14 protein-coding genes are annotated in these 19382 nt (G+C 65.3%); 11 read left to right on the forward strand and 3 right to left on the reverse strand.

The window, feature by feature from the left end:
* Positions 1-30: 30 nt before the first annotated feature.
* From XH88_RS14240 to XH88_RS14255, 4 genes are read left to right on the forward strand one after another with little or no spacing between them, the layout of a single operon-like run.
* A complete protein-coding gene (locus XH88_RS14240; RefSeq protein WP_271668918.1) occupies positions 31-684 on the forward strand; it encodes an ABC transporter ATP-binding protein in 654 nt (217 codons plus the stop codon).
* Positions 681-3143 carry an ABC transporter permease gene (locus tag XH88_RS14245; RefSeq protein ID WP_271668919.1) on the forward strand — a complete coding sequence of 821 codons (2463 nt, stop codon included), beginning with the start codon at positions 681-683 and terminating at the stop codon, positions 3141-3143. Before XH88_RS14240 ends, XH88_RS14245 begins: the two co-directional genes overlap by 4 nt.
* Positions 3133-4215: a lipocalin-like domain-containing protein gene (locus XH88_RS14250; protein ID WP_271668920.1), complete on the forward strand. Its 1083-nt coding sequence runs from the start codon at positions 3133-3135 to the stop codon at positions 4213-4215. The genes XH88_RS14245 and XH88_RS14250 overlap by 11 nt, the downstream gene beginning before the upstream one ends.
* A 28-nt stretch (positions 4216-4243) precedes the next feature.
* A complete protein-coding gene (locus XH88_RS14255) occupies positions 4244-4630 on the forward strand; it encodes an MAPEG family protein (RefSeq protein ID WP_271668921.1) in 387 nt (128 codons plus the stop codon).
* A gap of 83 nt (positions 4631-4713) precedes the next feature.
* On the opposite strand, the gene XH88_RS14260 is transcribed toward XH88_RS14255, so the two are convergent.
* The 3 genes from XH88_RS14260 to XH88_RS14270 form a co-directional block, all read right to left on the reverse strand.
* Entirely contained in the window at positions 4714-5907 is a 1194-nt protein-coding gene (locus XH88_RS14260; protein WP_271668922.1) for an ABC transporter substrate-binding protein, read from the reverse strand.
* 157 nt (positions 5908-6064) lie between these two features.
* On the reverse strand, positions 6065-9229 hold the full coding sequence (locus XH88_RS14265) for an efflux RND transporter permease subunit (RefSeq protein ID WP_271668923.1): 3165 nt from the start codon (positions 9227-9229) through the stop codon (positions 6065-6067).
* A complete protein-coding gene (locus XH88_RS14270; protein ID WP_271668924.1) occupies positions 9226-10455 on the reverse strand; it encodes an efflux RND transporter periplasmic adaptor subunit in 1230 nt (409 codons plus the stop codon). The genes XH88_RS14265 and XH88_RS14270 overlap by 4 nt, the downstream gene beginning before the upstream one ends.
* Positions 10456-10733: 278 nt before the next feature.
* Here XH88_RS14270 and XH88_RS14275 point away from each other — a divergent pair, with 278 nt between their 5' ends.
* The 7 genes from XH88_RS14275 (at position 10734) to XH88_RS14305 (ending at position 19285) form a co-directional block, all read left to right on the forward strand.
* Entirely contained in the window at positions 10734-11888 is a 1155-nt protein-coding gene (locus XH88_RS14275) for an iron-containing alcohol dehydrogenase (RefSeq protein WP_271668925.1), read from the forward strand.
* A gap of 20 nt (positions 11889-11908) precedes the next feature.
* A complete protein-coding gene (locus XH88_RS14280; RefSeq protein WP_271668926.1) occupies positions 11909-13459 on the forward strand; it encodes an AMP-binding protein in 1551 nt (516 codons plus the stop codon).
* Positions 13460-13807: 348 nt separating this feature from the next.
* Positions 13808-15406: an ABC transporter substrate-binding protein gene (locus XH88_RS14285; RefSeq protein WP_271668927.1), complete on the forward strand. Its 1599-nt coding sequence runs from the start codon at positions 13808-13810 to the stop codon at positions 15404-15406.
* A 38-nt stretch (positions 15407-15444) separates the two neighbouring features.
* On the forward strand, positions 15445-16392 hold the full coding sequence (locus tag XH88_RS14290; RefSeq protein ID WP_271668928.1) for an ABC transporter permease: 948 nt from the start codon (positions 15445-15447) through the stop codon (positions 16390-16392).
* Positions 16393-16401: 9 nt separating this feature from the next.
* Positions 16402-17295 carry an ABC transporter permease gene (locus tag XH88_RS14295; protein WP_271668929.1) on the forward strand — a complete coding sequence of 298 codons (894 nt, stop codon included), beginning with the start codon at positions 16402-16404 and terminating at the stop codon, positions 17293-17295.
* Positions 17295-18302: an ABC transporter ATP-binding protein gene (locus XH88_RS14300; RefSeq protein ID WP_271668930.1), complete on the forward strand. Its 1008-nt coding sequence runs from the start codon at positions 17295-17297 to the stop codon at positions 18300-18302. Before XH88_RS14295 ends, XH88_RS14300 begins: the two co-directional genes overlap by 1 nt.
* The gene (locus XH88_RS14305) at positions 18299-19285 is read left to right on the forward strand and encodes an ABC transporter ATP-binding protein (RefSeq protein ID WP_271668931.1); all 987 of its coding nucleotides are present in this window, start codon (positions 18299-18301) and stop codon (positions 19283-19285) included. The genes XH88_RS14300 and XH88_RS14305 overlap by 4 nt, the downstream gene beginning before the upstream one ends.
* Positions 19286-19382: the final 97 nt, after the last annotated feature.

The following is a 19382-nucleotide window of genomic DNA, read 5'->3' on the forward strand; positions in this document are numbered from 1 at the left end:
ATTGATTTAATTCCGTGTGGCGCACTGATCTTGCTCAGCATCCGAAATCTTTCAAAGACCTTCACCACGGCCGGCGAGCCGGTCCATGTGCTGCGCGGCGTCGACCTCGACCTCAGGGCCGGCGAGCGCGTCGCGCTGACAGGCGAATCCGGCAGCGGCAAGAGCACGCTGCTGCATCTGATCGCGGGATTAGACGCCGCCGATGGCGGCTCGATCCGGCTCGAAGATACGGAGATCACCGAGCTGCCGGATGCGGGCCGCGCCGCGTTGCGCCGCGACCGGATCGGCCTGGTGTTCCAGCAATTCAACCTGATCCCGAGCCTGTCGATCGCCGACAATCTCGCCTTCCAGGCGCGGATCGCCGGACGGCACGATGCGGCCTGGACCAGGGAGCTGGTCGAGCGGCTCGGGCTCGGCAGCCTGCTCAAGCGTTATCCAGAGCAAATATCGGGCGGCCAGCAGCAGCGCGTCGCGATCGGGCGGGCGCTGGCGACCAAGCCGTTGCTGCTGCTCGCGGACGAGCCGACCGGTAATCTCGACGAGGCCACCGCCGACGACGTGCTGGCGCTGACGCGCGACCTCGTCGCGCGCACCGGGTGCGGCTTCCTGATGGTGACGCACAGCCTGCATCTGGCCGGCACGCTCGACCGTCACATCGTGCTGCACGCGGGGCGGATCGCATGAGGCGCGCGCTGTGGGTGCTGGCGGTGCTGCTCAGCCATTGGCGGCGACACGGGATGCAGTTTGCAACACTGCTGATCGGGCTGATCGCGGCGACCGCGCTGTGGAGCGGCGTGCAGGCGATCAACCAGCAGGCCCGTACGGCCTATGACCGCGCGGCGGCTACGTTCGGCGGCGTGCGCACGGCCACGCTGGTCGCGCCTGATGCGGCGACCTTCCCGCAAGACCTGTTCGTCAAGCTGCGCCGCGCTGGCTGGCCGGTTTCGCCGATGCTCGAAGGGCGGGTCCAGATCAACGGGCGATCGATGCGGCTGCTCGGCATCGAGCCGGTGACGCTGCCGGCCGATGTCGGCAACGCACCCCGCCTCGGCGCCGCGGACCTCAGCAGCTTCGTCGCTGCGCCCGGCCAGACGCTGGTGGCGCGGGAGACGCTGGCCGATTTGCAGGAGGACGAAGGCGCGATGCCGTCGATCAGCAGCGGCGCCAGGCTGCCGCCGCTGCATGTGCTGCCGCAGCTCGTGCCTGATGTGCTGGTGGTCGACATCGGCGTGGCACAGCGGCTGCTCAACAAGCCGGATCAGGTCTCGCGCCTTTTGATCGGAAAGGCGAAGGGCAAGCCCGCGCCACTGCAGAGCGTCGTCGGCGAGCGGTTGCAGCTGATGCAGCCGACCGCCGAGACGGAGCTGGAACGTCTCACCGACAGTTTCCATCTCAACCTCACCGCCTTCGGCCTGCTGTCGTTCTTCGTCGGCCTGTTCATCGTCAACTCCGCCGTCGGCCTTGCCTTCGAGCAGCGGCTGCCGATGCTGCGCACCTTGCGCTCCTGTGGCGCCTCGGCGCGGCTGGTCAACAGCGTGCTGGTCGTCGAGCTGGTCGCGCTGGCGCTGGTCGCGGGCTTGATCGGGCTCGTCTGCGGCTATGTCATCGCGGCGGCGCTGCTGCCAGATGTGGCAGCATCGCTGCGCGGACTCTATGGCGCGCAGATTCCGGGACAGCTCAGCTTGCGGCCCGAATGGTGGCTCGCCGGCATCGGCATCAGCGTCGCGGGCGCACTTGTTGCTGCGGCGACTAGCCTGATCAAGGCTATCAGAATGCCCGTGCTGGCGACGGCGCAGCCGCGCGCCTGGCAACAGCGACAGCTCCGCTGGCTCGTCCTGCAGAGCTGTGCGGCCTGCGCCGTGCTCGCGGTCGCGTTGCTCCTGCTACACTACGGGCAATCGCTGATCGCAGGGTTTGGCGTGCTGGCGGCGCTGATGCTCGGCGCGGCGCTGATCCTGCCCGCATTCCTCGAGATTCTCTTGCTCGCGGGCCAGCGTCTGGCGCGCGGACCGCTGGCGCTGTGGTTCTGGGCCGACAGCCGGCAGCAGCTCTCCGGCCTGTCGCTGGCGCTGATGGCGCTGCTGCTCGCGCTCGCCGTCAATGTCGGGGTCTCCACCATGGTGGAAACGTTCAGCCGCACCTTTGTCGGCTGGCTCGACGGGCGGCTCGCCGCCGACGTCTACATCAGCGCCGCCGACAACGCGCAGGGCGCCGCGATCCGCGATTGGCTGAAGGACCGTAGCGAGGTGCAGGCGATCCTGTCGGGCGGACGGGCGGAGACGCAGGTTGCGGGCCAGCCGGTGGAACTGCTCGGCCTGCCCGATCACCCGCTTTATCGCGAGCGCTGGCCGCTGCTGGAGACAGCGCCGCGCGCCTGGACGCAGCTCGTGCCGGGCAATGCCGCCTTCATCAGCGAGCAATTGAGCCGCCGCCTCAACGTTCGCGTCGGCGACGTCATCGAGGTGCCGGCGCCGGGCGGGACCTGGGAGCTCGACATCGTCGGCATCTATGCCGACTACGGCAATCCCAAGGGGCAGCTCGCCGTGAATATCGCGGCGCTGATCCGGCAGTTTCCACAGACGCCGCGGACCCGGATCGGGCTGATCGTCCCGCGCGACAAGATCGCCGCCTTGATCGCCGCCTTGCAGAAACGATTTGCGCTCGACGACCGCGGCGTCGCCGATCAGGCCACCGTGAAGGCGGAATCGATCCGCATCTTCAACCGCACCTTTGCGGTGACGTCGGCGCTGAACGCCTTCACGCTCGGCGTCGCCGGCATTGCGCTCTTGACCAGCCTGCTGACGCTCGCGAACTCGCGGCTGCCGCAGCTCGCACCGCTCTGGGCGATCGGCATCACGCGGCCGCGCCTGGCCGCGATCGAGCTGACCAAGACGCTGTCGGTCGCGCTGTTCACCTCGCTGCTCGCCGTTCCACTCGGACTCCTGGTGGCCTGGTGCCTGATCGCGATCGTGAATGTGAAAGCATTCGGCTGGCGGTTGCCGTTTCATGTTTTCCCGCTGCAACTGGTCGAGCTGGTTGCCGTCGCGCTGATCGCCTCGCTGCTGGCTGCGCTGCTGCCGGTCCTGCGACTGGCGCGGATGCAGCCGGCGAGCCTCGTCAAGGTGTTTGCCAATGAGCGCTGACAAGCTCTCGCGCCGCGCCTTCGCCGGCGGCATCGCCGCGCTGGCGCTCACGCGCCGGGCCCAAGCGCAAGGCTATGCCGGCCTCGGCGAGCGCGCCGACGGCTTTGCGAAAGTCGTGCCTGGAAAGACATTCGCTTTTCCAGCCGATCACGGGCCGCACCCTGAGTTTCGCATCGAGTGGTGGTACCTGACGGCAAATCTCGTCGATAGCAGCGGCGCGGCGTGCGGGCTGCAATGGACGCTGTTCCGCCAGGCCGCAAAGCCGGGCGCGCAAGGCGAAGGCTGGGCCAATCGGCAGATCTGGATGGCGCATGCGGCGGTGACGCGCGCCGACACCCACCGCTTCAACGAGCTGTTTTCCCGCGGCGGGATCGGCCAGGCCGGGGTCGACGCCAAGCCGTTTGCGGCGTGGATCGACGATTGGGAGATGAAAGGTGCCGACCGCACCGACGATCGCAGCTTGGCGCCGGTGACGCTGAAGGCCTCGAGCACCGATTTCAGCTACGCGCTGACGCTCGAGGCCGACCGCCCCGTCGTCTTGCAGGGCGACCACGGCTACAGCCGCAAGTCCGAGCGCGGGCAGGCATCGTACTATTACAGCCAGCCGTTCTACCGCGCGCGCGGCACCCTCACCATCGACGACATCCAGGTCGATGTGACGGGCCAGGCCTGGATGGACAGGGAATGGAGCAGCCAGCCGCTCGATACCGACCAGACCGGCTGGGACTGGCTGGCGCTGCATCTTTCCACCGGCGACAAGCTGATGCTGTACCGGCTGCGCCAGAAGGACGGCAAGAACTATCCGCTCGGCAACTGGATCAGCGCCAGCGGCGACACGCAAATGGTCGCGGCTGGCGACATCCAGATGATTCCGAAAGCCACGGCGGAGGTGGCAGGACGCAAGCTGCCGGTGGAATGGCGAATCGAAATCCCTTCGCGCTCGTTCTCGATTCTCTGCAAGCCGCTCAACCCGAAGGCCTGGATGGGGACCGGCTTCTCCTATTGGGAAGGACCGATCAGCTTCGCCGGCACGCATGAGGGCGTTGGCTATCTCGAGCTGACCGGGTATTGAAGCGCGACCCGTTTGAATGGACCTTGCAATGTATCATCTCACCGCCCTCGTCACGCTGCTGGCGCTTGCATTCTACTTCTTCACCTGCATCAACGTCTCGCGCTCGCGCGCCAGGACCGGCGTCAAGGCGCCGGCGATGTCGGGCCATCCGGACTTCGAGCGTGCCTTCCGCATCCAGATGAACACGCTGGAATGGATGCCGATCTTCCTGCCGGCGCTCTGGCTGTTCGCGATCTATGTCAGCAACATCGGCGCGGCGGCGGTCGGCGCGGTCTGGATCATCGGCCGCATCGTCTATTTCATCGGCTATTCGCAAGCCGCCGCCAAGCGCGGGCCCGGTTTCGCGATCCAGGGCATCGCCGCGATCGCCCTGTGGGCGGGGGCGCTGGGCGCGGTGATGTTGAGGCTGGTGTGAGGCACCAGCGCCCCTACACATTCCGCTGTCGTCCCGGCGAAAGCCGGGACGACATTGGTGCTTGGTAGCGGCAGCCTGAACCGCTACTTCGTCAGCGGGCAGCCACTTTCCTTGGCGGTGAAGAAGGCTTGGTCGCCGGGGACCACGGCGAGCTGCTTGTAATAGTCCCACGGCTTCTTGGATTCCGAGGGCTTCTTGACCTCGAACAGATACATGTCGTGGACCATGCGGCCGTTTGCGAGCACCTTGCCGCCTTGCGCGAAATCGTCGTCGACCGGCAGCTCCTTCAGCTTCTTGGCGACCGCATCGGGATCCTTGGTGCCGGCCGCCTTTACCGCCTTGAGGTAGCTCAGCGTCGCCGAATAGGTGCCGGCGTGGATCATGCTCGGCATCCGCCCGGTCCGCTTGAAGAAGCGTTCGCCGAGATTGCGGGTCTTGTCGTTGAGATCCCAGTAATAGCCCTCCGTGAGCACCAGGCCCTGCGCGGCCTGAAGCCCGAGGCCGTTCACCTCGGCCAGCGTCATCAGCAGGCCAGCGAGCTTCTGGCCGCCGGAGACGATGCCGAACTCCGAAGCCTGCTTGATCGAGTTGGTGGTGTCGAGGCCCGCATTGGCGAGGCCGACGATCTTTGCCTTCGAGCTCTGCGCCTGGAGCAGGAAGGACGAGAAGTCGGAAGAGTTGAGCGGCACGCGCACCGAGCCGACCACCTTGCCCCCATTGGCGGTGACGATCTCGCTGGTGTCCTTCTCCAGCGCATAGCCGAAGGCGTAGTCCGCGGTGAGGAAGAACCAGGTGTCACCGCCGGCTTTGGTCAGTGCACCGCCGGTGCCGACCGCGAGCGCGCGGGTGTCGTACGCCCAGTGGAAGCCGTAGGGCTGGCAGGCATCGCCGGTGAGGCGCGAGGTCGCGGCGCCGACGACGATGTCAATCTTCTTCTTTTCCCTGGAGAGCTCGTGGATCGCGAGCGCGACCGAAGAGGTCGTCAGCTCCGTGATCATGTCGACGTTCTCGACGTCGTACCAGCGCCGCGCGATCGAGGTGGCGAGGTCAGGCTTGTTCTGGTGGTCGGCGGTGACGAGCTCGATCTTCTGGCCGAGCACCTCGCCGCCGAAATCCTCGATCGCCATCTTGGCCGCTTCGACCGACCATTTGCCGCCGTAATCGGCGTAGACGCCGGACTGATCGTTGAGAATGCCGATCTTGACGCCTTGCGCAGAAGCCGGCGCGGCCAGCAACAGTGCGGACGTTGCGGCAGCGGCCAAAAGGACTGGTTTCATCCGTTATCTCCCAGCATTATTCTGTTTTGAAATCGCGCGGATATTATTGAAGAACGGTGCGCGTGCCCATCCATTTCGTGTTGGCCGTTAGTATGGAGGTTGGGTGCAGCATTCTCTGCAGCCGTTCCGGGGCGCGCGTAGCGCGAGCCCCCGACACCTAAGAGCTCACCACCGCCCCCTTCTCGTTCCGCCCCTCCGCCAGGTTCCGCACCACCACATAGAAGATCGGCGTGAACATCAGGCCAAACAGGGTGACGCCGATCATGCCGAAGAACACGGCGACGCCGACCGCCTGCCGCATCTCGGAGCCTGAACCGGACGAGATCACCAGCGGCAGCACGCCGAGGATGAAGGCGAAGGAGGTCATCAGGATCGGCCGCAGACGCAGCCGGCAGGCTTCGATGACGGCGTCCAGCCGCGGCTTGCCTTCGAGCTCGATGTCGCGCGCGAACTCGACGATGAGGATCGCGTTCTTCGCCGCCAATCCCACCAGCACGACGAAGCCGATCTGGGTCAGGATGTTGACGTCCTGGCCCATGATGCGCACGCCGATGGTTGCGGCGAGCAGGCACATCGGCACGATCAGGATCACCGCGAACGGCAGCGTCCAGCTGCCATATTGCGCTGCGAGCACGAGATAGACGAACAGCACGCAGATCGGGAAGACGTAAAGGCCGGCATTGCCGCCGTTGATCTGCTGATAGGACAGATCCGTCCACTCGAAGCTGAAGCCGCTCGGCAAGGTCTCGTCGGCGAGCTTCTTGATGGTGTTGAGCGCGGTGGTCGAACTCACGCCCGGCGCCGGCTCACCCTGAAGCTCGGACGCCGCGTAGAGATTGTAGCGTGCGACGCGGTCGGGGCCGGAGACATCCCGGAAGTCGACCACGCTGCCGAGCATCACCATGTCGCCGGACGCGTTACGCGTGCGCAGCCGCGCCAGATCGCTCGGTTCTTTCCGGAACGGGAAATCAGCCTGGGCGGTGACGTGATAGGTGCGGCCGAACAGATTGAAGTCGTTGACATAGGTCGATCCGAAATAGGTCTGGATCGTGTCGTTGATGTTGGAGATGGGAACGCCGAGCTTCTGCGCCTTGGTGCGGTCGATGTCGACGAACAGCTGCGGCGTATTGGCCGAGAACGGCGAGAACACCGTGGGGCCGAGCAGCAAGGGCGATTTGCGCGCGGCGGCGACAAGCTCGTCGGTCGCCGAGGCCAGCAGCTCCGGCCCACGTCCCTGGCGGTCCTGGATGCGGATGGTGAAGCCGCCGCCGGTACCGATGCCGGGCACCGCCGGCGGCGGAATCACGATGATGAAGGCGCCCTGGATCGCGGCCAGGCGCTTGCGCAGCTCGGCCGTGATGGCGTTCGCCGTCAGCCCCTTCTTCAGGCGCACCTCGGGCTCTTCGAATACCGGGAACAGCGCGGCCGCATTACCCGCCTGGGTGCGCGTGGCGCCGGAGAAGCCGGCAAAGGCGGCAACGCGGACGATGCCGGGCGTATCGAGCGAGATCCGCTCGATCTCGCGGACGATTTCGGTCGTGCGCGCGAGCGATGCCGCCCCCGGCAATTGCACCGAGATGATGACGTAACCGCGGTCCTGCGCCGGAATGAAGCCTTGCGGCGTGGTCCCGATCAGCCAGCCGGCGCTGCCGATCAGCACCACATAAATCAGCAGCATCACCACGGAATGCCGGATCACGAAGTCGGCGACGCCGGCATAGCCATGCGAAAGCCGTTCGAAAGCACGATTGAACGCACCGGTGAAAGCGCCCCAGCCGCGCGCGATCAGATTCCAGGCGGCGGGCGGCCGCCTCCCTTCATGAGGGGTGAGGATCTGCGAGGCCAGCGCCGGCGACAGGGTCAGCGAGCAGAAGCAGGAGATTGCGGTCGCAACCGCGATCGTCACCGCGAATTGCTGGAAGAATTGCCCGGAGATGCCGCCCAGGAACGCGGTCGGCACGAACACGGCGCACAGCACCAGCGCAATCGAGACCAGCGCGCCGCCGACCTCCTCCATCGTCTTCAGCGCCGCGTCGCGCCTGCTCAGGCCGTGCTCGAGGTGTCGCTCGACATTCTCGACCACGACGATGGCGTCGTCGACCACGATGCCGACGGCGAGCACGAGCCCGAACAGCGTGAGATTGTTGATGGAGAAGCCGAGCGCCGCCATCACGGCAAAAGTGCCGACCAGCGAGACCGGAATCGCGATGATCGGGATGATCGCGGGGCGCCAGCCCTGCAGGAACACCAGCACCACGACCACGACGAGCAGCATGGCCTCGTAGATTGTCTTGATCAGCTCGTGGACGGACTGCGCGATGAACTCGGTCGGGTTGTAGCCGATGTTGTAGTCGAGGCCCTTCGGGAAGCTCGCCTTGAGCTTCGTCATGGTGTCGGAGATGTGCTTCGCCGTCGCGAGCGCATTCGATCCGGGCCGCTGCGTCACCAGCATGGCGACTGCCGATTTGCGCAACAGAAAGCTGTTGGTCGAATAGGCGAGCGCGCCGAGCTCGATGCGGGCGACGTCGCGCAGGCGCACGGTGCGGCCGTCCGAGCCGGCCTTGATCAGGATATCCTCGAACTGCTTCTTGTCTTTCAAGCGTCCCGTGAACACGAGGTTCGGCTGGAAGGCGCGGTCGGCGATCGGCGGCTCGGCGATCTGGCCGCCGGCGATCTGCACGTTCTGGGCGCGGATCGCGGCCAGCACCTCGCTCGAGGTCAGACCGAGATTGGCAATGCGGTCCGGATCGAGCCAGAGCCGCATCGAATAGTCGCGCGCGCCGAAGATCTGGATGTCGCCGACGCCGTCGATGCGCAGCAGCTGGTCGCGGACCTGGAGCAGCGCATAGTTGGAGATGTAGAGCTGGTCGAACGTGTCGTCCGGCGACAGCATGAACACGACCATCAGGATGTCGGGCGAGTTCTTGCGCGTGACGACGCCGTTGCGCTGCACTTCGTCCGGGAGCTGCGGCTGCGCGATGGCGACGCGGTTCTGCACCAGCACCTGCGCCTTGTCGAGATCGGTCCCGAGCTTGAAGGTGACGGTGATGGTGAGCTGGCCGTTCGAGGTCGCCTGGCTGTAGAGATACAGCATGTCCTCGACGCCGTTGATCTGCTGCTCGATCGGAGCTGCGACTGTGTCGGACACGGTCTGCGCCGAGGCGCCCGGATATTGCGTGGTGACGACGACGGTCGGCGGCACCACTTGCGGATATTCGGAGACCGGCAGCGTGGAATAAGCGAGCGCGCCGACGATCAGGAGCACGATCGACAGCACCATCGCTAGGATGGGCTGGTTGATGGAGAGACGGCCAAGATTCATGACTTGTCACCAGCCTTGGCACCGGCCGGCGCTTGGGCGGTCTGCGGGGTGACCTTGGCGCCGACGCGGGCGCGCTGGATGCCGTTGACGATGACGCGGTCCTCCGCCTTCAGCCCTTCGCGGATCACGCGCAGGCCGTCCTCGAGCGGCCCGAGCACCACGGGCCGCGCTTCGACAGTGTCGTCAGGCTTCACCACGAACACGATCTTGCGCGACTGGTCGGTCGCGATGGCGGCATCCGGAACCAACAGCGCCTCGTAGGGCGCGCTGCCGATCAGCCTGACGCGGCCGAACTGGCCGGGCAGGATCGACAGATCGGTGTTCTTCACAACAGCGCGGCTGCGCAGCGTGCCGGTGGAGACATCGAGGCGGTTATCGAGGAAGTTGACGGAGCCTTCATGCGAGGGCTTGGTTTCGCCGGCGAGCGTCACCTGTACGGGGTTTGCGGTGTCGCGTGAGCTCGGGCGCTTACCCTCGAACCAGAGCTTGCTGTATTTGATGAAGGTGGTCTCATCCATGTCGAAATAGATGTAGATCGGATCCATCGTCACGATCGACGTCAGCAAGGTCGAGGAGCCGTTGTCGCTGCCCTGCACGAGATTGCCCGGGCTGACGAGATGGCGGCTGACGCGGCCGGTGATCGGCGCGGTGACATGGGTGAACTCGATGTTCAGCCGGGCGGCCTTCAGTGCACCCTCGGCCTGGGTCTCGGCGGCGTGCGCGGCCTGCAAGGCCTGGCGGCGCTGGTCGACAACCTGCTCGGAGACCGCGCTTGTCTGCACCAGGTTCAGGCCGCGGTCGAGCTCGCGCTTGGCCAGCTCCACCTTGGCGCGGGCGTCGGAGAGCTGGCCGTCCGCCTGCTCGGCCACCGCCTCAAACGGGCGCGGATCGATGACGTAGAGCAGATCGCCCTGATGAACGATCGCGCCGTCCTGGAACTCGACGGAGTTGACGAAGCCGCCGACGCGGGGGCGCACCTGCACCTCCTCGACGGCCTCGAACCGGCCGGTGTACTCATCCCAATCGGTGACGGTGCGCTTGACCGGTTGAGCCACGGTCACCGGCGGAGGCGGCGGTGCGGCCGCTTGCGAGGTCGGCTGTCCGCAACCGCTGAGCGCGAATGCCGCGGCGAGCAGGCCGGCCAAGGCATAAGGTTTGGCAAAAGGCTTGGGCTGAACGAAATCGTGCGTCTTGGCCAATTGCTCGCTTCCGTCCGGTCCGCTCATCCCAGGTCCTCGCATCAGAGCCGCAGAAAACGCAGGGTACGCTTTTACCTGCGGGCGCCACAAGATGGTTGGCAATGATGAACTCTTCAAGACCAAGAGATGTGCATTACTCCGGAGAACGCCCTGGCCGGATGGCGGGTTGACACGGCGCTTGTTCGCCTCACCCCGCATGCGGGGAGAGGGAGAAAGATCCGCCAGCGTCTTCGCACATGACGGGCTCTGTGAGCTCGGCTAGATTACTCCCTGCAAAACAAGACGAATTGTCCGGGAGGACAGGCGTGCATCAGGGACGTGTCGTTTACGGCGCGATCGAGGAGGTCGTGTTCGGCCATCCGGCGACTGAGGCGATCGTCGCGCAGATGGACCGGCTGAGAACGCAGCGCGCCTTCCTGATGGTCTCGGGCACGCTGAACCGGCAGACCAACGAGATCACAAAAATCGTCCAGGCGCTGGGCCCGCGCTGCGCCGGGCTGTTCGATGCGATGCCGGCCCACACGCCGCGCGAGGCAGTGATCGCGGCGACGAACGCGGCACGGGAGGCCGGGGCCGATTTGATCGTTACCGTGGGCGGCGGCTCGATCACCGACGGCGCCAAGGCGGTGCAGCTCTGCCTCGCCAATGGCGTCGACACGATTGAAGGCATCGAGCGCATCCGCGTGCACAAGGGCGTCGCGCCTGACCTGACAGCACCGACGGTGCGCCAGGTCAGCGTGCCGACCACGATCGCCGGCGGCGAGTTCTCATCGATCGCGGGCGTCACCGACCGCAGCACGCATGTGAAGCAGATGCTGCGGCATCCGCTGACCGTGCCGCGCGCGACCATCCTCGACCCTGCGATCACCGTGCACACGCCGGAATGGCTGTTCCTCTCCACCGGCATCCGCGCCGTCGACCATTGCGTCGAGGCGATCTGCTCGCGCGAGACGCATCCTTATGCCGATGCACAATCGGTGAAGGGCCTCGCCATGCTGGCCGACGCACTGCCGCGGGTGAAGGCCGATCCGGCCGATCTCGACGCGCGGATGGACGCGCAGATCGGCACCTGGCTGTCGATGGGCGCGCTCGCGGCCGGCGTGCCGATGGGAGCGAGCCACGGCATCGGCTACGTGCTGGGCAGCGCCTTCGACGTACCGCACGGCTATACATCCTGCATCATGCTGCCGGCGGTGATGCGCTGGAACGCAAGCGCCAATGCCGAACGGCAGATGATCGTCGCCGCCGCGATGGGCTTTCCCGGCCACAACGCCGCCGACGTGCTCGATGCCTTCATCCGCTCGCTCGGCATGCCGCGCAGCCTGGCCGACGTACGCGTCTCGCCCGAGCATTTCGACGCGATCGCCGAACAGGCGATGCGCACGAACTGGATCCCGCACAACCCGCGCAAGATCGAGAGCCCGGCGCAGATATGCGAAATCCTTGATCTCGCCGCATGATTTCTTAGCCCGGAGGACCGATGTACCCAGGTCTGCATGCTCGCCTGCGTCCGCTGCAACCCGCCTTCATCATGGCCGCAACGGGCGAGACCGTCACCTATCGCGAGTTAGACGCGCGCAGCAATCGCCTCGCGCATCTGTTTCGCAAGCACGGGCTGAAGCGGCTCGATCACTACTCCATCTTCATGGAGAACAATTCGCGCTATCTCGAAGCCTGCGGCGCGGGTGAGCGATCCGGCCTCTACTACACGTGCATCAACTCCTTCCTGACGCCGGGCGAGCTGGCCTATCTCCTGGTCAACAGCCAGTCGAAGATCCTGATCACGTCCGTGGCGAAGCTCGACATTGCGCGCGAGGCGATCCAGGCCTGCCCCGACGTCAGGCTCTGCATCGTCGCCGACGGCCCCGGCGAGAGCGACCGCATCGTTGGACTGGCTGATGTCACCGCGGACCTGCCGAAGATGCCGATTGCCGATGAGTGGCTTGGCACCGCGATGCTCTATTCATCGGGTACAACGGGACGGCCGAAAGGCATCTTGCGGCCGCTGCCGGAGGAGCCGCCGAAACACAATCTGCCGCTGTTCGATTTCCTGACCAAGCTCTGGCAGTACCGCGAGGGCATGGTTTATCTGTCGCCGGCGCCGCTCTATCATTCCGCGCCGCAGGCCGCGGTGAACCTGACGATCCGCATGGGCGGCACCGTGATCATCATGGAACATTTCGATCCGGAACGTTACCTCCAGCTCGTCGAGCAATGGGGCATCACCCACAGTCAGCTGGTGCCGACGATGTTCTCGCGCATGCTCAAGCTGCCCGAGGAGGTGCGCTCACACTACGACCTCTCCTCGCTCGAAATCGCGATCCATGCTGCCGCCCCCTGCCCGGCGCTGGTCAAGGACGACATGATCGAATGGTGGGGGCCGATCATCCATGAATATTACGGTGCGACCGAGGGCCTCGGATTCACCGCGTGCAACAGCGAGGAATGGCTCAGCCATCGCGGCACCGTCGGCAAGGTGCTGCTCGGCGACCTCCACATTCTCGACGAGAATATGCGGGAATGCCCGACCGGCACGCCCGGCCAGGTCTGGTTCAAGACCGCATCGCCGTTCGAATATTTCAATGATCCCGAGAAGACCAGGGAGGCGCGCTCGGCTGACGGCAGCATGAGCACGGTCGGCGATGTCGGCTATGTCGACGGCGACCGCTTCCTCTATCTCACCGACCGCGCCACCTTCATGATCATCTCCGGCGGCGTGAACATCTATCCGCAGGAGTGCGAGAATCTGCTGATCACCCACCCCAAGATCGCGGATGCGGCGGTGTTCGGCGTGCCCAATGCCGATCTCGGCGAAGAGGTGAAGGCGGTGGTGCAGCCGATGCCCGGCGTGGTGCCGGGTCCCGCGCTGGCCGAAGAGCTGATTGCTTTCTGCGGGCAGTCGCTGTCACGGCAGAAGGTGCCGCGCTCGGTCGACTTCGAGAAGGAATTGCCGCGGCTGCCGACGGGGAAGCTGTACAAGCGGCTGCTAAGGGACCGGTACTGGGGCAACAAGACGTCGAGGATCGTGTGAGCTCCACAGTCGTCCCGGCGAACGCCAGGACCCATACCGCGTGATCTATCGGTTGCGGAAGGTAGCAATACCGAACCACCAGTCTTCGCTAAACACCCTCCTGGATAATGGGTCCTGGCGTTCGCCAGGACGACGGCGGAGTTCGTTGGCGCAACATCGCGCGACATCCGCATCGGAACCCTTCGCACCTGCACTCTCACATTGTGAAAGCGTGAAATTCCTGCGGCATTACGTCATCCAAATTGCCGAGGCCATAAAGCGCGTTAGCCGGTTGCCTCCCTCCATGCGCGTCGGCTATCGTCGGAGACAAACAGGCCGCGAAAAGGCCGATGTCCAGGGAGGACGAGGATGCGGAGCGTGCGGGCGCTCGCCGCGACGGCGGCGCTATCTTTGCTGGCGTTTTCGACCATTGCGACCGCCGGCGAGCCCAAGCAGGGCGGAATCCTGCGGATGTACCACCGCGACAGTCCGGCGAATGCGTCGATCCTCGAGGGCGCGACCTATTCGGTCAACGTGCCCTTCATGGGCGTGTTCAACAATCTCGTCATCTACGACCAGCACATCGCGCAGAACAGTCCTGACACCCTCCGGCCTGAGCTGGCCGAGAGCTGGTCCTGGAGCAGCGACAACAAGAAACTGACATTCAAACTCCGCCAAGGCGTCAAATGGCATGACGGCAAGCCGTTCACCTCGGCCGACGTCAAGTGCACATTCGATCTCCTGATGGGCAAATCGCAGCAGAAACTGCGGCAGAATCCGCGCAAGGCCTGGTACAGCGAAGTCAACGACGTCACGCCCAACGGCGACTTCGAGGTCTCCTTCGACCTGAAGCGGCCGCAACCTTCGTTGCTGGCGATGCTCGCCTCCGGTTATACGCCGATCTATCCCTGCCACGTCTCGCCGGCGGACATGCGCACCCACCCGATCGGGACCGGCCCGTACAAGTTCGTCGAGTTCAAGGCCAATGAATCGATCAAGCTGACGCGAAATCCGGACTATTGGAAGAAGGGCCTGCCCTATCTCGACGGCATCGAATACACCATCATCCCGAACCGCTCGACCGCGATCCTCGCCTTCGTCGCCGGAAAGTTCGATATGACTTTCCCGACCCACATCACCATCCCGCTGCTGAAGGACATCAAGTCGCAGGCACCGAAAGCGGTCTGCGTCGTCGAGCCGACCAATGTTTCGACCAACATCATCGTCAATTCGACCTCCCCGCCGTTCGACAACATAGATATTCGCAGGGCGATGGCCATGGCGCTCGACCGCAAGGCCTTCGTCGACATCCTGTTCGAAGGCCAGGCCGACATCGGCGGCACCATGCTGCCGCCGCCGCAGGGCATCTGGGGCATGCCCAAGGACAAGCTGCAGAGCATTCCGGGCTACGGTCCGGACGTGAACGCAAATCGCGAGGAAGCCAAGAAGCTGATGCAGAAGGCGGGCTACGGCCCCGACAAGCATCTCGCCGTGAAGGTTTCGACGCGCAATCTGGCGGAATATCGCGACCCGGCGGTGATCCTGATCGACCAGCTCAAGAGCATCTATATCGACGGCGAGCTCGACGTCGTGGAGACCGCCAACTGGTTCCCAAAAGTCGCGCGCAAGGACTACATGCTCGGCCTCAATTTGACCGGCAATTCCGTCGACGATCCCGACCAGTCCTTCTACGAGAACTATTCCTGCGGCTCGGAGCGGAACTACACCAACTACTGCAACAAGGAGATCGAGAAGCTGTTCGACGTGCAGTCGCAGGAGATCGACATCGCCAAGCGCAAGCCGCTGGTCTGGGACATCGACAAGAAGCTGCAGGAGGACGTCGCCCGTCCGATCATCTTCCATGCGCGGGCCGGCACCTGCTGGCAGCCCTATGTCAAGGGGATCACGATCATGTCCAACAGCTCCTACAACGGATTTCGATTCGAGGATGTGTGGCTCGACAAGTAGCGCGCCAGGCTGAAGACTAAGGGCGCGGAGGGCGAAGGATGTTTGCCTATCTGGTGCGGCGCCTATTCCTGATGCTCGTGACCCTGTTCGGGATCTCGATCGTCATCTTCTTCCTTCTGCGCATCGTTCCGGGCAACATCGTCGACATCCTGTTCGCGGCCGCGGGTTACGTCGATCCGGCCGACAAGGTCGATCTGGAGAAGCAGCTCGGCATCGACCAGCCGCTGGTGGTGCAATATCTGCACTGGATCGGCGGCCTGCTGCACGGCGATCTCGGCTACTCCTATGTCTCGGAGAAGCCGGCGCTGCAGGAGATCCTGCCGCGCATCCCCATCACGGCCCGGCTCGCCGGCCTTGCGCTGCTGTTCTCGGCCTCGATCGGCATTCCACTCGGGGTCATCAGCGCAGTGAAGCAGGGCACCAGGCTCGATTACGCGCTGCGCGTGGTCAGCCTCAGCGGACTGTCGCTGCCCTCGTTCTGGCTCGGTCTTCTGGTCCTCACCGCCTCGGTGGCGATGTTCGGACAGATGCCGATCTTCAATCCCAATCCACAAACTCTTGGCGAAGCGCTTGCAACCTACTGCATCCCGGCGATGGTGGTCGGATTCCGCAGTTCGGCGCTGACCATGCGCATCACGCGATCCTCGATGCTGGAGGTGCTGCGGCAGGATTATATCCGCACCGCCCGCGCCAAGGGCGCATCCGACGCCGCCGTGAACTATCACCACGCGCTGAAGAACGCGATCCTGCCCGTGATCACCGTGATCGGCATCGAGGCGGCATTCCTGATCGGCGGCCTGATCGTCACGGAGACCGTGTTCAACATCCCCGGCGTCGCACGCTTCCTGGTCGAGGCGATCCGCTGGCGCGATTATCCGATCGTACAGAACCTCGTGATGTTCATCGCGGTGGTCGTCGTATTCGCGAATTTCACCGTCGACATGCTCTACGCGGTGTTCGATCCACGGATCAGGTACACGGATTAGGAGATCAGCTTGGCCGCGATCGACTTCGACGTTGAACTGAGGCGGGCCGGCGCGCATGCCACCGGCGGCTGGCGGCGCGTGCTGTTCCTGGTGCAGCGGCACGTGCTGGGCGCGGCCGGGCTCGTCATCATGATGCTGTTCGTGCTGACGGCAATCTTCGCCGACTTCATCGCACGTTACGACCCGCTGAGCGTCGATGCCGCGCACGCGCTGGCGCGCCCGAGCTGGGCGCACTGGATGGGCACGGACTCGTTCGGCCGCGACGTCTTCAGCCGCATCATCCATGGCGCGCGGATTTCACTTGCGGTGGGACTCGGCTCGACCGCGCTCGGTGGGACGATCGGCGTCATCGTCGGCCTGACCTCCGGCTATCTTTCCGGCTGGGTCGACCTCGTGTTCCAGCGCGTCTCCGACGTTCTCCAGGCGTTGCCGCTCCTCGTGCTGGCGCTGGTCATGACGGCCGCGCTCGGGCCGTCGCTGCCGAACGTGATTCTGGCCATCGCCATTCCGCTGATCCCGACGGTGGCGCGTGTCACCCGTGCCAACACGCTGGCACTGCGCGAGCAGCCATTCGTCGAGGCCGCCAAATCGATCGGCATGAGCGAGGTCCGCATCGCGCTGCGCCACGTGCTGCCGAACACGCTGGCGCCGCTCATCGTGCTCGCCACCGCGCAGCTCGGCTCGACCATCCTGACCGAAGCCTCGCTCTCCTTCCTCGGCCTCGGCATCCCCGAGCCATATCCGTCCTGGGGGCGCATGCTGTCGGAATCCGCCGCGGAATATGTCCGCACCGCACCATGGCTGGTGATCTTCCCGGGCATCGCCATCAGCCTCGCCGTGTTCGGCGCCAACCTGTTCGGCGACGCGCTGCGCGACGTCCTCGATCCACGGCAGCGTGGCTGATGGCGCACAAATCCGATCTCGTGCTCGACGTGAAGAACCTGAAGACGGTGTTCTTCACCAATTCGGGGCTCTTCAAGGCGGTTGACGACGTTTCCTTCACCGTGAAACGCGGCGAGACGCTCGCGATCGTCGGCGAATCCGGCTGCGGCAAGAGCGTCACCGCGCTGTCCCTGATGCGGCTGGTGCCAGATCCGCCCGGGCGTATCGTCGGCGGCTCGGTCTCGCTCGAAGGCACCGACCTGCTGGCGCTGGACGAAGCTGACATGCGCAAGGTCAGAGGCAACCGCATCTCCATGATCTTCCAGGAGCCGATGACCTCGCTCAATCCGGTGATGCGGATCGGCGACCAGATCGTCGAGGCAGTGCGTCTGCACCGAGACATGTCGGCCAAGGAGGCCCACAACATCGCTGTCGAGATGCTGCGGCTGGTGCGCATCCCAGAGCCGGCGCGGCGTGCGCGCGACTACCCGCACCAGCTCTCCGGCGGCATGCGCCAGCGCGCGATGATCGCGATGGCGCTGGCCTGCCGGCCGGCGCTGCTGATCGCGGACGAGCCGACCACCGCGCTCGATGTCACCATCCAGGCGCAGATCCTGGCGCTGATCCTCGATCTCCAGAAGGAGCTCGGCACCGGGCTTGTGCTGATCACGCACGATCTCGGCGTCGTCGCGCAGACTGCGCAGCGCGTGATCGTGATGTATGCGGGGCGCAAGGTCGAGGAAGCCAGCGTCGAAGCGTTGTTCGCCGCTCCCAAGCATCCCTATACGCGCGGGCTGATGGCCTCGATCCCGGCAGTGCCTGCGCCGGGCGTCGCCGCACAGGAGCGCTTGAACGAGATCCCCGGCACCGTGCCGTCGCTGGTGCGGCTGCCGAAGGGCTGCGCCTTCGCGCCGCGCTGCAAGCTCGCGGTGAAGCGCTGCGAGGCGGAATATCCGCCGCTGACCGACTGGGGCGGCGGCCATCTCGCCGCCTGCTGGCGCGCGGCCGAAGTCGCGGAGGTGGCATGACCAAGGCGCTGCTCGACGTCACCGACCTCAAGAAGCATTATCCGCTGCGTGCCGGTGTGCTGCGCCGGCAAGTCGGCACCGTGCATTCGGTTGATGGCGTCTCGTTTTCGCTTGCCGCGGGCGAGACGCTCGGCCTGGTCGGTGAATCCGGCTGCGGCAAGTCGACGGTGGCGCGGAGCGTGCTGCGGCTGGTCGAGCCGACCTCGGGGCAGATTCGTCTTGACGGTGAGGACATCACGCATCTCTCCAAGACGGCGCTGCGCCCACACCGCCGCGCGATGCAGATCGTGTTTCAGGATCCGTTCGCTTCGCTCAATCCGCGCATGACCGCCGGCGACATCGTCGGCGAACCGATCGCGGTCCATGGTCTTGCCGCCGGCAAGGCACTGGAGGCGCGCGTCGCAAAGTTGTTCGAGCAGGTGGGCCTGCGGCCCGACCAGATGGGAAATTTCCCGCATCAATTCTCCGGCGGCCAGCGCCAGCGCATCTGCATCGCGCGGGCGCTCGCACTGGAGCCGCGGCTGATCGTCTGCGACGAGCCGGTCTCCGCGCTCGACGTCTCGATCCAGGCGCAGGTGATCAATCTTTTGATCGACCTGCAGCGACAGCACGGCTTCTCCTACCTCTTCATCGCGCATGACCTTGCCGTGGTCGCCCATATCAGCCACCGCGTGGCCGTGATGTATCTCGGCCGCATCGTCGAGATCGCCGACAAGGACGAGCTGTTCCGCAATCCCAGGCATCCCTACACCCAGGCGCTGCTCGCCTCCGTTCCGATCGCCAACCCGCTCGCCAAGAAGCTCGCGCCGCTGGTTGACGGCGACGTGCCGAGCCCCGTCAATCCGCCGCCCGGCTGCGCGTTTCACACCCGCTGCCGGTTTGCGATGGAGCGATGCAGGACGGAGCGGCCGGCGCTGCTGGATGCGGGCGGCGGGCACCGGGTGGCGTGCCTGCTCAATGAGGGGACGGGGCGGAGCAATTGACCCAGGTCTCGTGTCCTCGCGAAGGCGGGGACCCAGAGCCGCTTGTGTGCTGGGAGACATGGGTCCGGCTCGCGCTTCGCGCGTCCGGGACACGGGG

The organism is Bradyrhizobium sp. CCBAU 51627, assembly GCF_028128765.1.
Taxonomy (GTDB): domain Bacteria; phylum Pseudomonadota; class Alphaproteobacteria; order Rhizobiales; family Xanthobacteraceae; genus Bradyrhizobium.

Bases quoted from the DNA above. Each gene is read 5' to 3' on its own strand.
- XH88_RS14270 (WP_271668924.1), bottom strand. From the start codon at position 10,455: ATGAGCGGACCGGACGGAAGCGAGCAATTGGCCAAGACGCACGATTTC.
- XH88_RS14250 (WP_271668920.1), top strand. From the start codon at position 3,133: ATGAGCGCTGACAAGCTCTCGCGCCGCGCCTTCGCCGGCGGCATCGCC.
- XH88_RS14305 (WP_271668931.1), top strand. From the start codon at position 18,299: ATGACCAAGGCGCTGCTCGACGTCACCGACCTCAAGAAGCATTATCCG.
- XH88_RS14255 (WP_271668921.1), top strand. From the start codon at position 4,244: ATGTATCATCTCACCGCCCTCGTCACGCTGCTGGCGCTTGCATTCTAC.
- XH88_RS14285 (WP_271668927.1), top strand. From the start codon at position 13,808: ATGCGGAGCGTGCGGGCGCTCGCCGCGACGGCGGCGCTATCTTTGCTG.
- XH88_RS14245 (WP_271668919.1), top strand. From the start codon at position 681: ATGAGGCGCGCGCTGTGGGTGCTGGCGGTGCTGCTCAGCCATTGGCGG.
- XH88_RS14280 (WP_271668926.1), top strand. From the start codon at position 11,909: ATGTACCCAGGTCTGCATGCTCGCCTGCGTCCGCTGCAACCCGCCTTC.
- XH88_RS14265 (WP_271668923.1), bottom strand. From the start codon at position 9,229: ATGAATCTTGGCCGTCTCTCCATCAACCAGCCCATCCTAGCGATGGTG.
- XH88_RS14260 (WP_271668922.1), bottom strand. From the start codon at position 5,907: ATGAAACCAGTCCTTTTGGCCGCTGCCGCAACGTCCGCACTGTTGCTG.
- XH88_RS14290 (WP_271668928.1), top strand. From the start codon at position 15,445: ATGTTTGCCTATCTGGTGCGGCGCCTATTCCTGATGCTCGTGACCCTG.
- XH88_RS14300 (WP_271668930.1), top strand. From the start codon at position 17,295: ATGGCGCACAAATCCGATCTCGTGCTCGACGTGAAGAACCTGAAGACG.